General features: G+C 32.3%; 15 protein-coding genes. 8 read left to right on the forward strand and 7 right to left on the reverse strand.

Annotated elements, in window-relative coordinates; all coding sequences use genetic code 11:
• From BUC09_RS02500 to BUC09_RS02515, 4 genes are all read right to left on the reverse strand, one after another.
• Nucleotides 1–459, reverse strand: coding sequence for a hypothetical protein (locus tag BUC09_RS02500; protein WP_073308372.1), 459 nt, complete (start codon nucleotides 457–459; stop codon nucleotides 1–3).
• Nucleotides 460–468: 9 nt separating this feature from the next.
• The gene (locus tag BUC09_RS02505) at nucleotides 469–966 is read right to left on the reverse strand and encodes a hypothetical protein (protein ID WP_073308374.1); all 498 of its coding nucleotides are present in this window, start codon (nucleotides 964–966) and stop codon (nucleotides 469–471) included.
• Nucleotides 967–1,119: 153 nt separating this feature from the next.
• Nucleotides 1,120–2,478 (reverse strand): HAMP domain-containing sensor histidine kinase, encoded by a 1,359-nt coding sequence (locus BUC09_RS02510; RefSeq protein WP_073308376.1) that lies wholly within the window; start codon nucleotides 2,476–2,478, stop codon nucleotides 1,120–1,122.
• 29 nt (nucleotides 2,479–2,507) lie between these two features.
• A complete protein-coding gene (locus BUC09_RS02515; RefSeq protein ID WP_073308378.1) occupies nucleotides 2,508–3,212 on the reverse strand; it encodes a response regulator transcription factor in 705 nt (234 codons plus the stop codon).
• Nucleotides 3,213–3,329: 117 nt separating this feature from the next.
• Here BUC09_RS02515 and BUC09_RS02520 point away from each other — a divergent pair, with 117 nt between their 5' ends.
• Nucleotides 3,330–4,475 (forward strand): cystathionine gamma-synthase, encoded by a 1,146-nt coding sequence (locus BUC09_RS02520; protein ID WP_073308380.1) that lies wholly within the window; start codon nucleotides 3,330–3,332, stop codon nucleotides 4,473–4,475.
• Nucleotides 4,476–4,527: 52 nt separating this feature from the next.
• Here the strand turns inward: BUC09_RS02520 and BUC09_RS02525 are convergent, their stop codons facing one another.
• The gene (locus tag BUC09_RS02525) at nucleotides 4,528–5,343 is read right to left on the reverse strand and encodes a THC0290_0291 family protein (RefSeq protein ID WP_073308382.1); all 816 of its coding nucleotides are present in this window, start codon (nucleotides 5,341–5,343) and stop codon (nucleotides 4,528–4,530) included.
• Nucleotides 5,344–5,548: 205 nt separating this feature from the next.
• Here BUC09_RS02525 and gdhA point away from each other — a divergent pair, with 205 nt between their 5' ends.
• The 6 genes from gdhA to BUC09_RS02555 all read left to right on the forward strand — a co-directional run bounded on the left by gdhA (nucleotide 5,549) and on the right by BUC09_RS02555 (nucleotide 14,681).
• The gene (gene gdhA / locus BUC09_RS02530) at nucleotides 5,549–6,892 is read left to right on the forward strand and encodes an NADP-specific glutamate dehydrogenase (RefSeq protein ID WP_073308384.1); all 1,344 of its coding nucleotides are present in this window, start codon (nucleotides 5,549–5,551) and stop codon (nucleotides 6,890–6,892) included.
• Between the two features lie 122 nt (nucleotides 6,893–7,014).
• Nucleotides 7,015–9,297, forward strand: coding sequence for a type IX secretion system anionic LPS delivery protein PorZ (gene porZ, locus BUC09_RS02535; RefSeq protein ID WP_073308386.1), 2,283 nt, complete (start codon nucleotides 7,015–7,017; stop codon nucleotides 9,295–9,297).
• Nucleotides 9,297–10,010: a DNA repair protein RecO gene (gene recO, locus BUC09_RS02540; protein ID WP_073308388.1), complete on the forward strand. Its 714-nt coding sequence runs from the start codon at nucleotides 9,297–9,299 to the stop codon at nucleotides 10,008–10,010. Before porZ ends, recO begins: the two co-directional genes overlap by 1 nt.
• Nucleotides 10,011–10,129: 119 nt before the next feature.
• Nucleotides 10,130–13,525, forward strand: coding sequence for an isoleucine--tRNA ligase (gene ileS / locus BUC09_RS02545; RefSeq protein ID WP_073308390.1), 3,396 nt, complete (start codon nucleotides 10,130–10,132; stop codon nucleotides 13,523–13,525).
• Nucleotides 13,526–13,533: 8 nt separating this feature from the next.
• Entirely contained in the window at nucleotides 13,534–13,914 is a 381-nt protein-coding gene (locus tag BUC09_RS02550) for a TraR/DksA family transcriptional regulator (protein WP_073308392.1), read from the forward strand.
• A 170-nt stretch (nucleotides 13,915–14,084) separates the two neighbouring features.
• A complete protein-coding gene (locus BUC09_RS02555; RefSeq protein WP_073308394.1) occupies nucleotides 14,085–14,681 on the forward strand; it encodes a lipoprotein signal peptidase in 597 nt (198 codons plus the stop codon).
• 43 nt (nucleotides 14,682–14,724) lie between these two features.
• On the opposite strand, the gene BUC09_RS02560 is transcribed toward BUC09_RS02555, so the two are convergent.
• Entirely contained in the window at nucleotides 14,725–14,925 is a 201-nt protein-coding gene (locus tag BUC09_RS02560) for a hypothetical protein (RefSeq protein WP_073308395.1), read from the reverse strand.
• A 29-nt stretch (nucleotides 14,926–14,954) separates the two neighbouring features.
• Nucleotides 14,955–15,518 (reverse strand): 5-formyltetrahydrofolate cyclo-ligase, encoded by a 564-nt coding sequence (locus BUC09_RS02565; RefSeq protein ID WP_073308397.1) that lies wholly within the window; start codon nucleotides 15,516–15,518, stop codon nucleotides 14,955–14,957.
• A gap of 81 nt (nucleotides 15,519–15,599) precedes the next feature.
• Here BUC09_RS02565 and uvrC point away from each other — a divergent pair, with 81 nt between their 5' ends.
• On the forward strand, nucleotides 15,600–17,402 hold the full coding sequence (uvrC, locus tag BUC09_RS02570; protein ID WP_073308399.1) for an excinuclease ABC subunit UvrC: 1,803 nt from the start codon (nucleotides 15,600–15,602) through the stop codon (nucleotides 17,400–17,402).

Below are 17,402 nucleotides of genomic sequence, written 5' to 3' on the forward strand. Positions count from 1 at the left end.
TTATTTATTTTTTTCGAATGTTAAACGTGCTATACCTCTTAGTTCGGTATCACTATTGAAATTCAATACAAGTTTGTCGTTTGACAACTCAGTTAAATTATAATGCTCAATGTTGTCATTGCCATACTTAAGTTCGAGTATGTTTCCACGACCTTTTATTGACCATGATATTTCTTTAGTAGTTTTTTCTCCTTTTAGAATCAGTTTTTGATTAGGGAGAAAAATCCACTTCTCAGCTTTATGAATAATTAGATTCTGACTTGCAATTTGCTTTACGTAGCTGGAAATATGTTTAAAATCTGAGTTTTTAGTATCATTTTTATCTACTTTCTCATATTCCCAAACAGACTCTTTCCAACTCCCTTCTAATTTTTTTTCTGGGTTTTCTGCTATACTCATTAAAGTAGTAAGCATCATAATGGATGCTATTGGGATTAAATATTTTAAAAATGACTTCATTCTTTAAAATTATCCTATTGATACTTGTTTTAGAAAAACTTCGGTAATTTCCCCTTTTTCTGTTATAGTAGAGGTTTTGTCAGTGTTTATTGTAATAACTTCTACAGGTGATTTTCTAATAAATCTGCCTAAGTCAAAACTTTTTCTGTTTGAAAGTTTTTGTTTTCCGTTAGAAATGAAAATCTTTTCAATCTTGTTAGTTTTTATGTAACTGTTGAAAGCAGCTTGGTTGTATCCACTAAATAAATCTATTTTAAATGAATTAATTTGTGAATCAAATTTGTTGCAAAGTACTTCATAGGCTTCTTCAAATTCGTCACTACTTAAAGATTCGATTTGTTTCATTTTAGAAAAGAATAGCAAATCTCTAATAGAATCACTAGATGTTATACCATGTAACAGGATGATATCTAAAGTAGTATCTGATGGATTATTATTTAATACAGCTTTTAAAGTATTTAAAGATGTAACGGTAAAGTCTGTGGGTATTAAAATCGTTTTTCTCATGCTTCTAACTATTTGTTGTTTACAAAGCAAATGTAGAATCACGGTATTAGAACCTTATTAAACCTGTATTAGAATGTTATTAGAAATAACTACTTGAGATTAAAATGAGATTAGAAAGTCTTAGAGAAAAGTTAATAGAGGTCAAAAATCTTTCTAGTTTACTGATTTAATTGATGGTAGGGTAATTTGTACAGTAGTTCCTTGGTTTTCAATTGAAGTGACTAAAAGTTTTCCATTGTGCATTCGAATGATATTTCTTGTAAGTGGTAAGCCAATTCCATATCCTTCATAATTTTTAGTGTTTGATGCTCTAAAGAAAGGATCATAGATGTATTTTATTTCGTTCTCAGGAATTCCTATTCCTTTGTCTTTAATAACTATATAAACATTGTCATCTGACGCTCCTATCGAAACAGTTACATGATCATAGTTAGAATATTTACATCCATTGCTAATAATGTTGCTGAAGGCTAGGTGAAGTAATTGAGTATTTCCACTAACTTTAAGTTTTAATGGATTTTCAGGTAACAACTCCATGTCGAGGTGAATTCTGTTTTTGCTATTTAAGATGTCTAAATTCTCTTTTACATCCCACAATAACTGATCAATACGAATTTTTTCAAATTTTTGAGTTTTTCCATTAAATCCAGTTTGAGCAAGAAATAATAGTGCTTTTGTTTTATTGTCTAGTTTTTCTGCTTCTTGTAAAATAATCTTTAAGGATTCTATATATTCATTAGTTTGTCTGGGTTTAGACAAGACAACATCTGTTTCACCAATTATTGCTGTTAATGGAGTTCTTAGTTCATGTGAGGCATTGCTGATAAAATTATTTTGAGTTTCAAATGAAGTTTCTATTCTATCAAGCATATCGTTAAATGTACTACTCAATTCATATAATTCTTCGTTAGCATTGTCTTCATTAAGGCGTAAATGAAGATTTTCTGAACTAATTTCCTTAACTTTTTCTGTAATGGCAGATATGGGTTTAAAAATATTCTTCGAAAAATACAAAGCAATGTATAGCAGTAATAGGAATGCTGCTGCTATTGCAAACAATAGTGTTTTAATTAGATTCTCTGCTTGGTTAATTTCAAAATAATTTTCTGCAACTGTTATGACTATATAGTCACCTTTATTTGTTTTGTATTTGATTCCTTTATACAAATAATCTTTGGTAACAAATTGAGCTTCGCCTCGTTTAATTACATCTGTAAAGAATCTTTCGTGTATGCCAACTTCTTTGGACTCCTCAAAAAAACTTTTTTTATTGTTTATAGGTATAAAGAAGTCTCTTTCATGAGGAAGTTTGTCGGGATCTTCAGTGTCAATTAAATTTTTTTGTCCTTCAAATCTTTCTTTTGCAACTTTGTTTGCTCTTGCTTCTAGCAATTTAAAAAGATAGTCTTCTGAATAATCAGAGACTGTAAAATAAATGAAGATGCTAAAGAGGAAAATTACTATCAAGAAAGGAACTAGAAATAGTAAGATTATTCGAGATTGTTTTTTCATACTTAATCCTTTGCTTTGACAAAAGCTTATTAGTTCTCACGTAATACATAACCCATTCCTATTACGGTCTGAATAATTTTGTAGTCAGGTTTTATATCTACTTTTTTCCTTAAATAATTTACATAAACGTCTACAACATTAGTTCCTAAATCATAATCAACTCCCCAAACAGCTTCAAGAATATCCATTCTTGAAAGGACTTTGTTTTTATTTTTCAAAAAGAAAAGTAGCAATTTGTATTCCGTTGTGGTTAGCGACACTTCTTCATTTGCTAGTGTTACTGTTTTCGTATAATCATTTATTTTAAGATCATTGAAAGTAAATAGATTCTCTTGGTTGTTTGAATTATCCTTATTGGAATTTGTCATTCGTGTTGTACGACGAAGTAAGGTTTTAATTCTGGCTATAAGTTCTATAAACTTAAAAGGTTTAACTAAATAATCATCAGCGCCATTTTCTAATCCTAAAACAATATTTTCTGAGGTGCCTAGTGCGGTTAGAAATAGTATTGGAACAATTTGATTTCTAAGTCTAATGTTTTTACATACCTCAAGACCATTCATTTCGGGCAACATGATATCAAGAATTATAATGTCAAAATTGTTTTCTAAAGCAAGTTGCAAACCTGTTTTTCCGTCAAAAGCTACACTAACTTCAAATCCTTCTTCTGAAAGTCCTTTTTTTATAAACGAAACAACATGTGCTTCATCTTCAACCAAAAGTATTTTTTTCATGTATAAAATCTAAAGCTAATTCGATTAAGAAGATTTAAAGACAAATAAATCTATAAATGGTAAGGCAAGTTAAAAAAAATACTCCGAAGTTAATACCTTTGTAAAAAATAATGAACAATGAAATTTAATACAAAAGCGATACACGGTGGTCAACACCATGAAAAAGTAACTGGAGCAGTAATGCCACCAGTATTTCAAACTTCTACTTTTGCTCAGGTTTCACCAGGACAACCTGTGGGAGAATACGAATATAGTCGAGCGGCAAACCCTACACGTCAAGCACTTGAAGATGCTTTAGCTTCAATTGAAAATGGCGTTAGAGGTTTAGCTTTTGCTTCTGGATTAGCAGCTACAGATTGTTTACTACGTCTTTTTAAGGCTGGTGACGAAATTATTGCTATGGACGATTTGTACGGTGGTACTTACCGTTTATTTACTCGTTTGTATAAAGATAGTGGCATAAAATTCCATTTCGTAGATATGAATGATTTAGAAGGTTTTCAGAAATTAATCAACGAAAACACAAAGTTAGTTTGGGTTGAAACACCTACTAACCCTCTTATGAAATTAGCTGATATAGCTGCTATTGCGCAAATCACAAAAAAGCATAATATTTTATTTGCAGTTGATAATACTTTTGCTACTCCATATCTTCAAAAGCCTTTAGATTTAGGAGCAGATATTGTGATGCATTCAGCAACAAAATATTTAGGAGGGCATAGCGATGTTATTGCTGGTGCTTTGGTGATTAAAGATAAGACTCTAGGGGATGAATTACATTTCAAACAATTTGCTACAGGTGGAACTTTAGGGCCAATGGATAGCTTTTTAGTATTACGAGGAATAAAAACACTTCACTTACGTGTTCAACGTCATTGTGAGAATGGTGAGAAAGTTGCTGAGTTTCTTCAAAATCATCCTAAAGTAGAAAGAGTATATTATCCAGGTTTAGAAAATCATCCTTTTCATGAAATTGCTAAAAAGCAAATGATTGGAGGTTTTGGAGGAATGGTCACATTTACTTTTAAATCGGGCGCAAAGCAAGATGCTATTAGCTTTTTGGAGAAATTAAAAGTGTTTACGTTAGCTGAATCTTTAGGTGGGGTAGAATCTTTAGCGAATCATCCTGCATTAATGACGCATGCTTCTATTCCAGAAGATAAGCGCAAAGAAGTAGGTATTACTGACGATTTAGTTCGTTTAAGTGTGGGTGTAGAAGATGCAGAGGATTTGATTGAAGATTTAAAACAAGCCTTAGCTTAAAATAAAAAAACCCCGAACATTAGTTCGGGGTTTTTTATTATGTTTTTTTAGATTAATCTAAGTAGTAAATGTATCCAAAATTTAACCAAACATTCCAATCATTAGATTTGTTTTCAGGATATAAGTTTGGATTTGGATTTAAACCATCCACCCAGTTAGAAAAATAGTATTGCCATCTTAAATCAACAATTAAATCTGATAATGGATTTAATTTATATCTAGTCCCAACACTACCTACAACAGACCATGTTGTTCCTTTGTCGTTAGAAAAGCCATGTTTTTTTCCTTCAGAAGGGGTCCAGTATTTTGGGTAGATATTGTCTGGATTTAGTAAGTTTCCATCTCCATATGATGTTTCAACTTTGGGAGAGAAAAAACTATATTGTGCACCTAAACTGATAAATGGAGCGTAACTTCCTGTGCTAGCTGTAAAGTCTCTAATGCTCAATGGAAAATATTCAAGCTGCATACCAATATTAGTTACTGCAGTGCTTCCTGTCATTTGTTTTAATTTTCTTGCATTTTCTGATACAGCTAACTTTTCCGGAGTTACCCATTCTCCAAAATGATTCAGTTTGGTTTTGTTGTAAGATAACTCTGTTCTTAATTTAAAGTGATCATTGAAGTAATTTTCAGGTGTATAACAGTTACAGTCTGCTCTATACGAGAAATTTAGGTAGTGAATTAAACCCACACCTATACCAGTATTACCTGCATTGGTTTCAAAATCATGTCGAACACCATAATCCGATTGAAAAGCTACAGGACCCGCAATTAAGCCAATCTCATGCGAAAACCCAAACTGGGCTTGCATTGAGTTGATAGATCCTATTAATAGTAAGGCGGTTAAGCTGAGAAATTTAGTCATAAGTGAATATTTAATTCATCATACGACAAATATATAAAAACATCAATGACCTCAAAACAAAATCTTAAAAAAAACAAAAAATTAATCTTTCTTTTATTTTGAGTATCTACTTGTTAGTAAAAAAGTATGAGTGTATTTCTATAAAATGTATATTTGCTCTTCCAAACGAAAACGTTTTCTAAAACGTATTAAATATTTAAAATTTATGTCACAAAGTATTGATGCTTTCGTTGAATCGGTAGCAAAAAACAATCCTAATGAACCTGAGTTCTTACAAGCTGTAAGAGAGGTTGCAGAAACAGTTATACCATTTATTGAGAAAAACCCTAAGTACCAAGGGAAAATGTTGCTTGAGCGTATGGTTGAGCCAGAAAGAGTAATGATGTTCCGTGTGGCTTGGGTTGATGATAAAGGACAAACACAAGTAAATAAAGGTTATCGTATTCAGATGAACTCTGCGATTGGTCCTTACAAAGGAGGTTTACGTTTTCATCCTTCTGTAAATTTAAGCATTTTGAAATTCTTGGCTTTTGAGCAAGTATTCAAAAACTCATTAACTACATTACCAATGGGTGGTGGTAAAGGAGGGTCTAACTTTGATCCTAAAGGAAAATCGGACACTGAAATTATGCGTTTTTGTCAAGCATTCATGACTGAGTTAGCTCGTCATATTGGTGCTGATACTGACGTTCCGGCTGGAGATATCGGTGTTGGTGGACGTGAGGTAGGATATATGTTTGGTCAGTATAAAAAATTACGTAATGAATTTACAGGTGTTTTAACAGGTAAAGGAATTACTTTTGGAGGGTCATTGATCCGTCCTGAAGCTACTGGATACGGAGACGTATATTTTGCATATAATATGTTAAAAACTCGTGGCGAAAGCTTCGACGGAAAAACTGTTGTAATTTCTGGTTCTGGAAATGTGGCTCAATATGCTGCAGAAAAAGCTCGTCAATTAGGAGGTAAAGTAGTGACTTTATCTGATTCTTCGGGTTATATTTATGATGCAGAAGGTATTGATGAAGAAAAATTAGCTTATGTAATGGAAATTAAAAACGTTAATTACGGACGTATTTCTGATTACTTAAATAAATATCCAAATGCTAAATTCGTTGCAGGTAAAACGCCATGGGAAGTTAAATGTGATATCGCATTACCATGTGCTACTCAAAATGAATTAAACGGAGATGACGCTAAAATGTTAGTGGCTAACGGATGTATTTGTGTGGCTGAAGGAGCAAATATGCCTTCAACTCCAGAAGCAGTTATTGTTTTCCAAGATGCGAAAATTTTATTTGCACCAGGAAAAGCTTCTAATGCAGGTGGTGTTGCAACTTCAGGTCTTGAAATGTCTCAAAACTCTTTACGTTTAAGCTGGACATCTGAAGAAGTTGATGATCGTTTAAAACGTATTATGTATAATATTCACGAATCTTGTGTTGAATATGGTTCAGACGGAAGTGGATATGTTGACTATGTTAAAGGTGCAAATGTTGCTGGTTTCGTAAAAGTTGCCGATGCTATGTTGGCTCAAGGGGTTGTTTAATCTCTATTAATCATAAGATTTGAAAAGTCCTGTTTTAAACAGGACTTTTTTTATGTCTAAAATATTAAAATCCAAAACCTGTCGTTTTTATCTATATTTGTAGAGTAATCAACCCTTTTTGAATGAGAAATTTTTTAATAGTAGTTTTTTCTTTTTTCTTTTCTAATTTGATGATTTCCCAGCAGAATAATGTTTGGAAAGGATATTTTTCATACAATTCAATAAAAGATATTTCACAAAGTACCACAAGTTTCTATGGTGCTGCAGAAAACTCTTATTTTAAAAGAAATGTTGCTACAAATGAGATATCAACTATAACTACAGTTGAAGGTCTTTCTGGTCAAACAATATCCCAAATTTATCATAGCGAAGCTTTTAAAAAAACAATTATTGGACATGTTGATGGACTTTTAATTGTTGTTAATGAAAAAGATGGCTCAATGCTTAATGTGGTTGATATTGTTAATAAGCCTTCTGTACCACCTAATATGAAAAAAATTAATCATATTAATGAATTTAATGGTAAGATATATATATCAACAGATTTTGGGATCTGTGTTTTTGATTTGGCAACATCAGAGTTTGGGGATACTTATTTTATAGGTCCTAACGGGAGTAATATTCAAATATTTCAAACAACCGTTTTTAATAATACAATATATGCAGTTGCTAATGGTTATGGTTTGTTATCTGCTTCTGTGAATAATCCCAATTTAGTAGATTATAATCAGTGGGCTATGACGGCTTCAGGAAATTGGCTAAATGTAACGGCAACAAATACAGATATTGCTTTGATTAATGTTAGCAATCAACTTTATAAATTGGTTGGAAATTCACCTGTGTTTTTGACTGCTTTTAATCAAATGTCTCTTGATGCTAGATTTGCTGAAAATAACTTTGTGGTAACAACACAGAACTATGTTTATGTTTTTAATAATCAGTTAAATGAGATTTTTAGAGTTGATAATTCAGTTGATACAGCAACAAGGTTTACTTGTGCGACAGTTCTAAATGATAAAGTTTATATTGGAACACAAGAAAAAGGAGTTTTAACCACAACTCAGTCCAATAGTACTTCTTTTCTAAATATTACGCCTAATTGTCCTGATAGAAATAGAATATTTGCAGTGAAATCTTTTTCAAATGGAATTTGGACAGTATATGGAGATCATACAATTTATTATAATCCATTCCCTTTGGATGCATTAAATGTAAGTCGTTTTGAAGATAAAGTTGGATGGAGTTCAATACCATATTCAGATTTATTTAGTGCAAAATCTATTGTTAGAATTGAAACGCATCCTGATGATGAGAAAAAGGTTTTTTTTAGTTCTTACCATTCGGGACTTTTAAGCTTTCAAAACAATGTTCCTTCGTTGATATACAATGCAAATAATAGTTCTTTACAAACAATTTTGCCTCAACTACCAACGGAGAATATTAGAGTAAATGGACTTGCCTTTGATAAAAACAACAATCTATGGATGACAAACTCTTTAGTTCCTAATGGACTTCATGTGTTAAGGTCTAATGGGCAGTGGCAAGGATATAACTTACCAGTATTACAAAACCCATCAGTGGTAAGCTATGGAAGAATGGCTATAGATAAAAACGGAACTAAATGGATTTGTTCCAATAGTGGAGGAATAATTGGATTTAATGAAAATTACAATAATAGATGTTTAAGATTAACAGAAGGAAGTGACGTTGGAAATTTACCAACAAGCGATGTTAGGGCTGTTGCTGTTGATAATAAAAATAAACTTTGGATAGGAACCGCTTATGGACTTCGTGTGATGTCAAGTGTTGATTCTTTTTTAAATCAAGATCAATTGACTTCAAACTCAATAATTATATTAGAAGATGGATTAGCTCAAGAACTTTTATATAATCAGTTTATAACTGATATTGTTGTTGATGGAGCTAATAATAAATGGATAGGAACTGCCGGTGCTGGTGTTTTTTATATTTCTGATGATGGTCAAAAAACGTTCAATATTTTTACAAAAGAAAACTCTCCATTGCCTAATAATACAATCAACGATATAGAAATCAATAAAGTCACTGGAGAAGTGTTTATTGCTACCGAAGGCGGGATGGTTTCTTATAGAGGTAATGCTACCTCTGGAACTGAAAATTTAGAAAATGTTGTTGTTTTTCCTAATCCAGTAAGACCTGAATATAGTGGTAATGTTTCTATCGCAGGCTTAATAGATAAGTCAAATGTCAAAATCACTGATATAGAAGGGAATTTAGTTTTTGAAGCTGTATCTCAAGGGGGAACAGTAATTTGGGATACTAAAAATTTTGGTGGTAAAAAAGTAGCTTCTGGAGTTTATATGGTAATGGTTTCAGCTGAAGATGGAGCGCAAACCAAAGTTAAAAAAGTTATGATTGTCCGTTAATGTTGGTGAAAACAAAAGCCATTGTCTTGAGTGCATTAAAGTATCAAGAAAAATCGTTGATAGTTAAATGTTTTACTCTTTCAGAGGGTTTAAAGAGTTACTTTGTTCCAAGTGCTTTTTCTTTAAAAAAATCGAATCAAAGAATAGCTTATTTTCAACCATTAACACTCATTGAAATTGAGGCAAATCATAAAAATAAAGCGTCTTTGGAATATTTTAAAGAGGTCAAAATTTCTTTCCCATACACAAGTATTACAACAAATATTTTTAAGAGCACTATTGTTATTTTTCTTTCAGAGGTTTTGCATCATGCTATAAAAGAGGAAGAAAAAAACGAATCACTTTTTACCTTTCTTGAAACTGCTTTAATTTGGTTAGATACACATGATGAAATAGCTAATTTTCATTTGATTTTATTGTTAGAAGTAACCAAGTTTTTAGGTTTTTATCCTGATGATTCTGATGTAGATTTTCCTTTTTTTGATATCGTTGAAGGTAATTTTTCGCTTCATCAAGGAATGAATTCGATTGCTCAAAATGAAAGTCTTTTGCTCAAAAAATTAATGGAGCTTAAATTCGATTCAGATCTAAAACTTTTTACTTCTTCAGAACGACAAATAGTGCTTAAAATACTTTTAGATTATTATGCTATTCACTTGGATGGATTTAAAAGACCAAAGTCTCTTGAGGTGCTAAAAGAAGTATTTTCATAACATCATTCATTTTTTTAGTGAATTCCTAGTTTTTTAACCAATTTTTACCATTCTTTCTTTGGCTATTGCCTTATAAATCACTACTTTCGCGGATTGATTTTACAAAACGACAATTTAGCATGAAATTCAATGAATATAAAGGACTTGACTTGCCAACAGTTGCATCTGAGGTTCTTGATTTTTGGAAAAAAAACAACGTCTTTGACCAATCTATAACTTCTCGTGAGGGAGCTACACCGTATGTGTTTTTTGAAGGGCCACCTTCAGCAAACGGATTGCCGGGTATTCACCACGTGATGGCTCGTGCGATTAAAGATATTTTTTGTCGTTATAAAACTCAAAAGGGATTCCAAGTAAAGCGTAAAGCAGGTTGGGATACTCACGGTTTGCCTGTAGAATTGGGTACTGAAAAAGAATTGGGTATCACTAAAGAGGATATCGGAAAAACAATCTCGGTTACTGAATACAATGAAGCATGTAAACGTACCGTGATGCGTTATACTGATGTTTGGAATGACCTTACCGAAAAAATGGGGTATTGGGTAGATATGGAAGATCCATATGTGACTTACAAATCTAAGTATATGGAATCGGTATGGTGGTTGCTTAAACAAATCTATGATAAAGAATTGTTATACAAAGGTTATACAATACAACCTTATTCGCCAAAAGCAGGAACTGGTTTATCTTCTCATGAAGTTAATCAGCCAGGTTCGTATCGTGATGTAACTGATACTACAATTGTAGCTCAGTTTAAAGCTGTCGAAAATACATTACCAGCTTTCTTGAAAGGTTTTGGCACTATTTATTTCTTGGCTTGGACGACTACACCTTGGACATTACCTTCGAATACAGCATTAACCGTTGGGCCTAAAATAGATTATGTTTTAGTGAAGACATTCAATCAATATACTTTCGAACCAATTAATGTAATTCTTGCTAAGCCATTAGTTGGAAAACAATTTGGTGTAAAATATTTTGTAGCAGAAACGGAAGAAGATTTTACTAATTACAAATCTGAGGATAAAAAGATTCCTTATCAAATCGTAGCTGAATGTAAAGGTGCTGATTTAGTTGGAATCAAATACGAACAATTATTGCCTTGGGCATTACCATATCAAACGCCAGAAAATGCTTTCCGAGTAATTTCTGGTGATTTCGTAACGACAGAAGACGGTACAGGTATCGTACACACAGCCCCAACATTTGGTGCAGATGATGCTAAAGTAGCGAAAGAAGCTACGCCTGAAGTACCGCCAATGCTAGTATTGGATGAAAACGGAAATCCAGTGCCATTGGTAGATTTACAAGGTAAATTTGTTGCGCAATTAGGTGAATTTGGTGGCAAATATGTTAAAAACGAATACTATAATGACGGTGAAGCACCAGAAAAATCAGTTGATGTAGAAATCGCGATTTTATTAAAGGAGCAAAACAAAGCTTTCAAAGTAGAAAAATATGTACACAGTTACCCGCATTGTTGGAGAACTGACAAACCAATTTTATACTATCCATTAGATTCTTGGTTCATCAAAGTAACTGAAATCAAAGATAGAATGTTCGATTTGAACGAAACAATCAACTGGAAGCCAAAAGCTACAGGAGAAGGTCGTTTCGGGAATTGGTTGAAAAATGCTAACGACTGGAATTTATCTCGTTCACGTTACTGGGGTATTCCATTACCGTTATGGAGAAATGAAGAAGGAACTGAAACACTTTGTGTTGGTTCAGTAGAAGAATTGTATAATGAAATTGAAAAAGCGGTTGCAGCTGGTTTCATGACTGAAAACCCATACAAAGGTTTCCAAGTAGGCAACATGGATGAATCAAATTACGATTTGGTTGATTTACATAAAAATGTTGTCGATAACATCGTGTTGGTTTCTGCTTCGGGTAAACCAATGAAGCGTGAAACAGATTTAATTGACGTTTGGTTCGATTCAGGAGCGATGCCTTATGCACAATGGCATTATCCTTTTGAAAATAAAGATTTAATCGATGGTCATAAATCATTTCCAGCTGATTTCATTGCGGAAGGAGTAGATCAAACTAGAGGTTGGTTCTATACATTGCATGCTATAGGAACCTTGGTTTTCGATCAAGTAGCTTATAAAAATGTTGTGTCAAACGGATTGGTGTTAGACAAAAACGGACAAAAAATGTCAAAGCGTTTAGGTAATGCGGTAGATCCTTTTAAAACATTAGAAGAATATGGTCCTGATGCTACGCGTTGGTATATGATATCTAACGCAAACCCTTGGGATAACTTGAAATTTGACATTGAAGGTGTGGCGGAAGTACGTCGTAAATTCTTTGGTACATTATATAATACCTATTCGTTCTTTGCGTTATATGCGAACATAGACGGATTTAAATATGCTGAGGCTGAAGTGCCTTTGGCAGAAAGACCTGAAATCGATCGTTGGATTTTGTCTGAATTACACACATTAATCCAATTGGTTGATGAGGCGTATGCAGATTATGAGCCAACAAAAGCTGCTCGTGCTATTTCTGACTTTGTTCAAGAAAATTTGAGTAACTGGTACGTTCGTTTATGTAGAAGAAGATTCTGGAAAGGTGAGTATGGAACAGATAAAGTTGCAGCATATCAGACACTTTATACGTGTCTTGTGACCGTAGCAAAATTATCTTCACCAATCGCTCCATTCTTCATGGATAGATTGTATAAGGACTTGAATGCCGCTACAACTAAGGAAAAATTCGAAAGTGTTCACTTAGCAGATTTCCCTGTTTCGGTTGAAAACTTTGTTGATAAATCACTGGAAAGCAAAATGTTGAAAGCACAAACAGTTTCATCATTGGTTTTATCACTTCGTAAAAAGGAGATGATAAAAGTGCGTCAACCCTTGCAAAAGGTTATGATTCCTGTACTTGACAAAGTTCAACGTGCTGAAATCGAAGCGGTTTCTGACTTGATTAAAGCAGAGGTAAATGTAAAAGAAGTTGAGCTTTTAGATGATGCTTCTGGTATATTAGTGAAACAAATTAAACCAAATTTTAAAGCTTTAGGGCCAAAGTTTGGAAAAGATATGGGTCTGATTTCCAAAGAAATACAAGGTTTTTCGCAAGAACAAATCGCAGAAATAGAGCGAAATGGCGAGATTTCTATTGTTATTTCAGGAAATAATGTTAATTTAACAACTCAAGATGTGGAAATTTCTTCACAAGATATTGAGGGTTGGTTGGTTGCTAATTCAAACGGTATAACAGTAGCATTAGATATAACAATTTCTGATGAATTAAGAAAAGAGGGTATCGCTAGAGAATTAGTAAACAGAATTCAAAATATCCGTAAAGATTCTGGTTTTGAAGTAACTGATAAAATAAAGGTTACCATGCTTAAAGATGGTATAATTCAAGAAGCGATAGAAGCTAATTCAGATTACATTAAATCGGAAACCTTAACAGAAGAACTAGTTTTTGCAGAAAGTATCGATAATGGTACAGAAATTGAGTTTGATGAACTAAGAACTAAAATATTAATTTCAAAATAGAGGAAATTATGGTGGAAGAACAAATTAGATATTCTGATGCTGATTTAGCAGAATTCAAAGAATTGATCCAAAAAAAATTAGAAAAAGCTAAAGGGGATTTGGACTTAATAAAAAGTGCTTACCTTAATGACTTGAACAACGGGACTGATGATACATCACCAACATTCAAAGCCTTTGAAGAAGGAAGCGAGACAATGTCTAAAGAAGCCAATTCACAACTAGCAATTCGTCAGGAAAAATTTATTCGTGATTTGAAAAATGCTTTAATTCGTATCGAGAATAAAACGTACGGAATCTGTAAAGTGACAGGAAAACTTATAAATAAAGAAAGATTAAAGCTAGTTCCTCATGCAACAATGAGCATCGAAGCTAAGAACTTGCAACGTTAATCTTTTATTAAAAGAACTGAACGCTCCTTTTTGGAGCGTTTTTTATGTAATAATGTTTATTTTTGTGCTTCAAATAAACAATAATGAAATCGCTCTGGCTATTAGTTGGTTTAGTATAATCAAAAATAAGCGATTACATTTGACAGCTAAAGAGCAATAAATATTTACAAATGAATTTAAAGAAAGCCTATTTAATCGTCTTTTTGGTTTTATTAATTGACCAGATTAGCAAAATATATGTAAAAACTCACTTTATACTTCATGAAGAGGTTGAAGTTCTTAGTTGGTTTAAAATCTTATTCATAGAAAATGAGGGAATGGCTTGGGGTGCTGAGATACCGGGAGCTTATGGTAAAATTTCTTTAACTTTATTTCGTATTCTTGCAGTTTTTGGAATAGGATATTGGTTGTGGGACTCCGTTAGAAAAAATGGATCAAAGCTTTTAGTTATTGCTATTTCTTTAATTTTAGCAGGTGCATTTGGAAATATTATAGATTCTGTTTTTTACGGACGTATTTTCAATGAAAGTTCATTTGAAGTAGCAACAATGTTTACTAAAGAACCTTATGGAAACTGGTTTTATGGAAAAGTAGTGGATATGTTTTATTTTCCTATTATAAAAGATTTTCCTATGCCTGAATGGGTTCCGTTATTGGGAGGTAAAAACTTTACTTTCTTTAATGCCATTTTTAATGTAGCCGATGTTGCTATTTCTACAGGTGTTGGAATTTTGATAGTCTTTAATAAAAGAGCTTTTGGTAAATAATAGTATATAAAGAAAAAGACCTCAAATGAGGTCTTTTTCTTTATTAATGATTTCCATGTGCATGTCTTCTGGCACTTCTATCTCCAGATATTTTTTTAGCTTGCCCTGGAGGAACTCTCTTGTGTTTTACCACTACTGTTCTTGTAGGTCTTGGGTGATGAACATGAACACAACTTGAAAATAGTGTCGCTACTAAAATAAAAGCGACAAAAGTTAGGTTTCTTTTGTAAAATAGATTTTTCATGGGTTAAGTTTTAGGTTTTGCGAATATAACTAAAACTTTATAACTCCAAAGGGTGTTATACAATAATCTAATTTTATATCAGTTTCTAAAACATCTTCAATGACATCTTCTGGATCAAAGTAAGAAAGACCTATTTTTACAACATCTGCCTTGCATTCACTTAAAAATTTGTCATAAAAACCTTTTCCGTAACCAACTCTATTTCCTTTTTTATCGTAAGCTAAAAGAGGTACAAAAACTACATCAATTTTACTTGTTGGAACTTCAATACCATCTTCTGGTTCTGGTATTCCAAAAGTATTGACTTTTATTTTGGTATTATCGGTCAATAAATAATGTTGCATAGATAAATCTTCAAAATTTGATTTAGAAATCACTATTTCTTTATCTCTGCCTGCTAGAATTTGAAGAATGAATTCGGTGTTGATTTCTTTCTGTTTTTCTATTGGTAAAAAAAGATGAAAGTAAGTCTTATCCCATATAGGTAAATCAATGCAATGATTTGCAATTAATAGACTCTCATTCATGATTTCATCAAAAGTGAGCGATTGTCTTAAATTTTTGTATTTAGTGCGCAGTTCTTTTTTATCCATGGGAGCAAAAGTAAAAAGAAAAATTCAGTTAACTTTGTTCGTCTCTGAAATCAGAAAACAACAATTAAAATTCTTTACCTGATGCTTTCTTCTTTAGAATTACAAATTCAAACTCTTCCTGATAATCCTGGAGTCTATCAATATTATGATAAAGATGGAAAAATCCTCTATGTAGGAAAAGCAAAAAATTTAAAGAAAAGAGTTTCTTCTTATTTCAATAAAGTGCATGATAATGCCAAGACTAATGTTTTGGTAAAAAAAATTGTAAGTATTAAACATATTGTTGTCCCAACAGAAACAGATGCACTTTTGTTAGAAAACAATTTGATTAAAACGTTACAGCCGCGTTATAATGTATTATTAAGAGATGATAAAACCTATCCGTGGATATGTATTAAAAATGAGCGTTTTCCTCGAATTTTTTCAACTAGAAAAATGATCAAAGATGGCTCAGAATATTTTGGTCCCTATACAAGTTTTAAAACAGTACATACAATTTTAGATTTAGTAAAAGAATTGTATCCTCTTCGAACATGTAATTTTGATTTAAGCAAAGCAAATATTGATAGTGGGAAGTTTAAAGTTTGTTTAGAGTATCATATTGGAAATTGTAAAGGCCCATGTGAAGGCTATGAATCAATAACTAATTACGAAAAGCAGGTTCAGGCTATTCGTGAAATTTTAAAAGGAAATTTTAAGGAGAGTTTAAAAGAGTTCAAAAAACTCATGACTGATCTCGCCGTGGAAATGAAGTTTGAAGAAGCTCAAAAAATAAAAGAAAAGATAGAGGTCCTTGAAAATTACCAAGCTAAATCTACAATCCTAAATCCTAAAATGTCAAATATAGATGTGTTCTCAATTGTTTCAGATGAAAGTATGGCTTATGTCAATTTTCTTCAAATATCATATGGAGCTATTGTACGTTCACATACTTTGGAACTTAAAAAGAAATTAGAAGAAACAGATGAAGAACTATTAGAGTTAGCTGTTGTTGAATTACGAGAGCGTTTTCATCTTAATTCTAAAGAAATTATTTTGCCATTTGAATTGGATTTTGGTGATAAAATAAAAGTTACCGTGCCTCAATTAGGAGATAAAAAACAAATTTTAGAATTGTCTCAGCGTAATGCGAAATATTATAGATTGGATCAATTAAAACAAATTCAAATTGTAGATCCAGACCGACATACAAATCGCATCATGGCACAAATGCAAAAAGATTTACGTTTGTCGGTAGAACCAAGGCATATTGAGTGCTTTGACAACTCTAACATTCAAGGAACAAATCCAGTTTCGGCTTGTGTTGTGTTTAAAGATGGAAAACCAAGTAAAAAAGACTATCGTCATTTTAATATAAAAACGGTTGAAGGTCCTAATGATTTTGCTTCTATGGAAGAAGTGGTTTATAGACGCTACAAAAGATTACTCGATGAAAATGAACCATTACCGCAATTAATTATCATTGATGGAGGAAAAGGGCAATTGTCATCGGCATTAAAAAGTTTAGATGAGTTAGGATTACGAGGAAAAATAGCTATCATAGGAATTGCTAAACGTCTTGAAGAAATTTTTTATCCTGGAGATTCTGTTCCATTGTATTTGGATAAAAAATCGGAAACATTAAAAACAATTCAACATTTAAGAAACGAGGCACATCGTTTTGGAATTACTTTTCATAGAGACAAACGCAGTAAAGCAGCGATTCAAACCTCTATCGAATTAATACCTGGAATAGGCGAAAAAACGATGATTACGTTAATCAAACATTTTAAATCTGTTAAAAGATTGTCAAAAGCGACTGAAAATGAGATTTCTGAGGTTGTTGGGCTTTCAAAAGCCAAAAAAATTATCGAATTTTACAAGGAATCCAATTCATCAAAATAG

The sequence above is a fragment of the Flavobacterium terrae genome (genome assembly GCF_900142035.1).
Classification (GTDB): Bacteria; Bacteroidota; Bacteroidia; order Flavobacteriales; family Flavobacteriaceae; genus Flavobacterium; species Flavobacterium terrae.

Coding starts and splice junctions, on each gene's coding strand:
- recO (WP_073308388.1), top strand. CDS start 9,297: ATGTTGGTGAAAACAAAAGCCATTGTCTTGAGTGCATTAAAGTATCAA.
- BUC09_RS02560 (WP_073308395.1), bottom strand. CDS start 14,925: ATGAAAAATCTATTTTACAAAAGAAACCTAACTTTTGTCGCTTTTATT.
- ileS (WP_073308390.1), top strand. CDS start 10,130: ATGAAATTCAATGAATATAAAGGACTTGACTTGCCAACAGTTGCATCT.
- BUC09_RS02525 (WP_073308382.1), bottom strand. CDS start 5,343: ATGACTAAATTTCTCAGCTTAACCGCCTTACTATTAATAGGATCTATC.
- BUC09_RS02500 (WP_073308372.1), bottom strand. CDS start 459: ATGAAGTCATTTTTAAAATATTTAATCCCAATAGCATCCATTATGATG.
- uvrC (WP_073308399.1), top strand. CDS start 15,600: ATGCTTTCTTCTTTAGAATTACAAATTCAAACTCTTCCTGATAATCCT.
- BUC09_RS02550 (WP_073308392.1), top strand. CDS start 13,534: ATGGTGGAAGAACAAATTAGATATTCTGATGCTGATTTAGCAGAATTC.
- BUC09_RS02505 (WP_073308374.1), bottom strand. CDS start 966: ATGAGAAAAACGATTTTAATACCCACAGACTTTACCGTTACATCTTTA.
- BUC09_RS02520 (WP_073308380.1), top strand. CDS start 3,330: ATGAAATTTAATACAAAAGCGATACACGGTGGTCAACACCATGAAAAA.
- BUC09_RS02565 (WP_073308397.1), bottom strand. CDS start 15,518: ATGGATAAAAAAGAACTGCGCACTAAATACAAAAATTTAAGACAATCG.
- BUC09_RS02510 (WP_073308376.1), bottom strand. CDS start 2,478: ATGAAAAAACAATCTCGAATAATCTTACTATTTCTAGTTCCTTTCTTG.
- gdhA (WP_073308384.1), top strand. CDS start 5,549: ATGTCACAAAGTATTGATGCTTTCGTTGAATCGGTAGCAAAAAACAAT.
- porZ (WP_073308386.1), top strand. CDS start 7,015: ATGAGAAATTTTTTAATAGTAGTTTTTTCTTTTTTCTTTTCTAATTTG.
- BUC09_RS02515 (WP_073308378.1), bottom strand. CDS start 3,212: ATGAAAAAAATACTTTTGGTTGAAGATGAAGCACATGTTGTTTCGTTT.
- BUC09_RS02555 (WP_073308394.1), top strand. CDS start 14,085: ATGAATTTAAAGAAAGCCTATTTAATCGTCTTTTTGGTTTTATTAATT.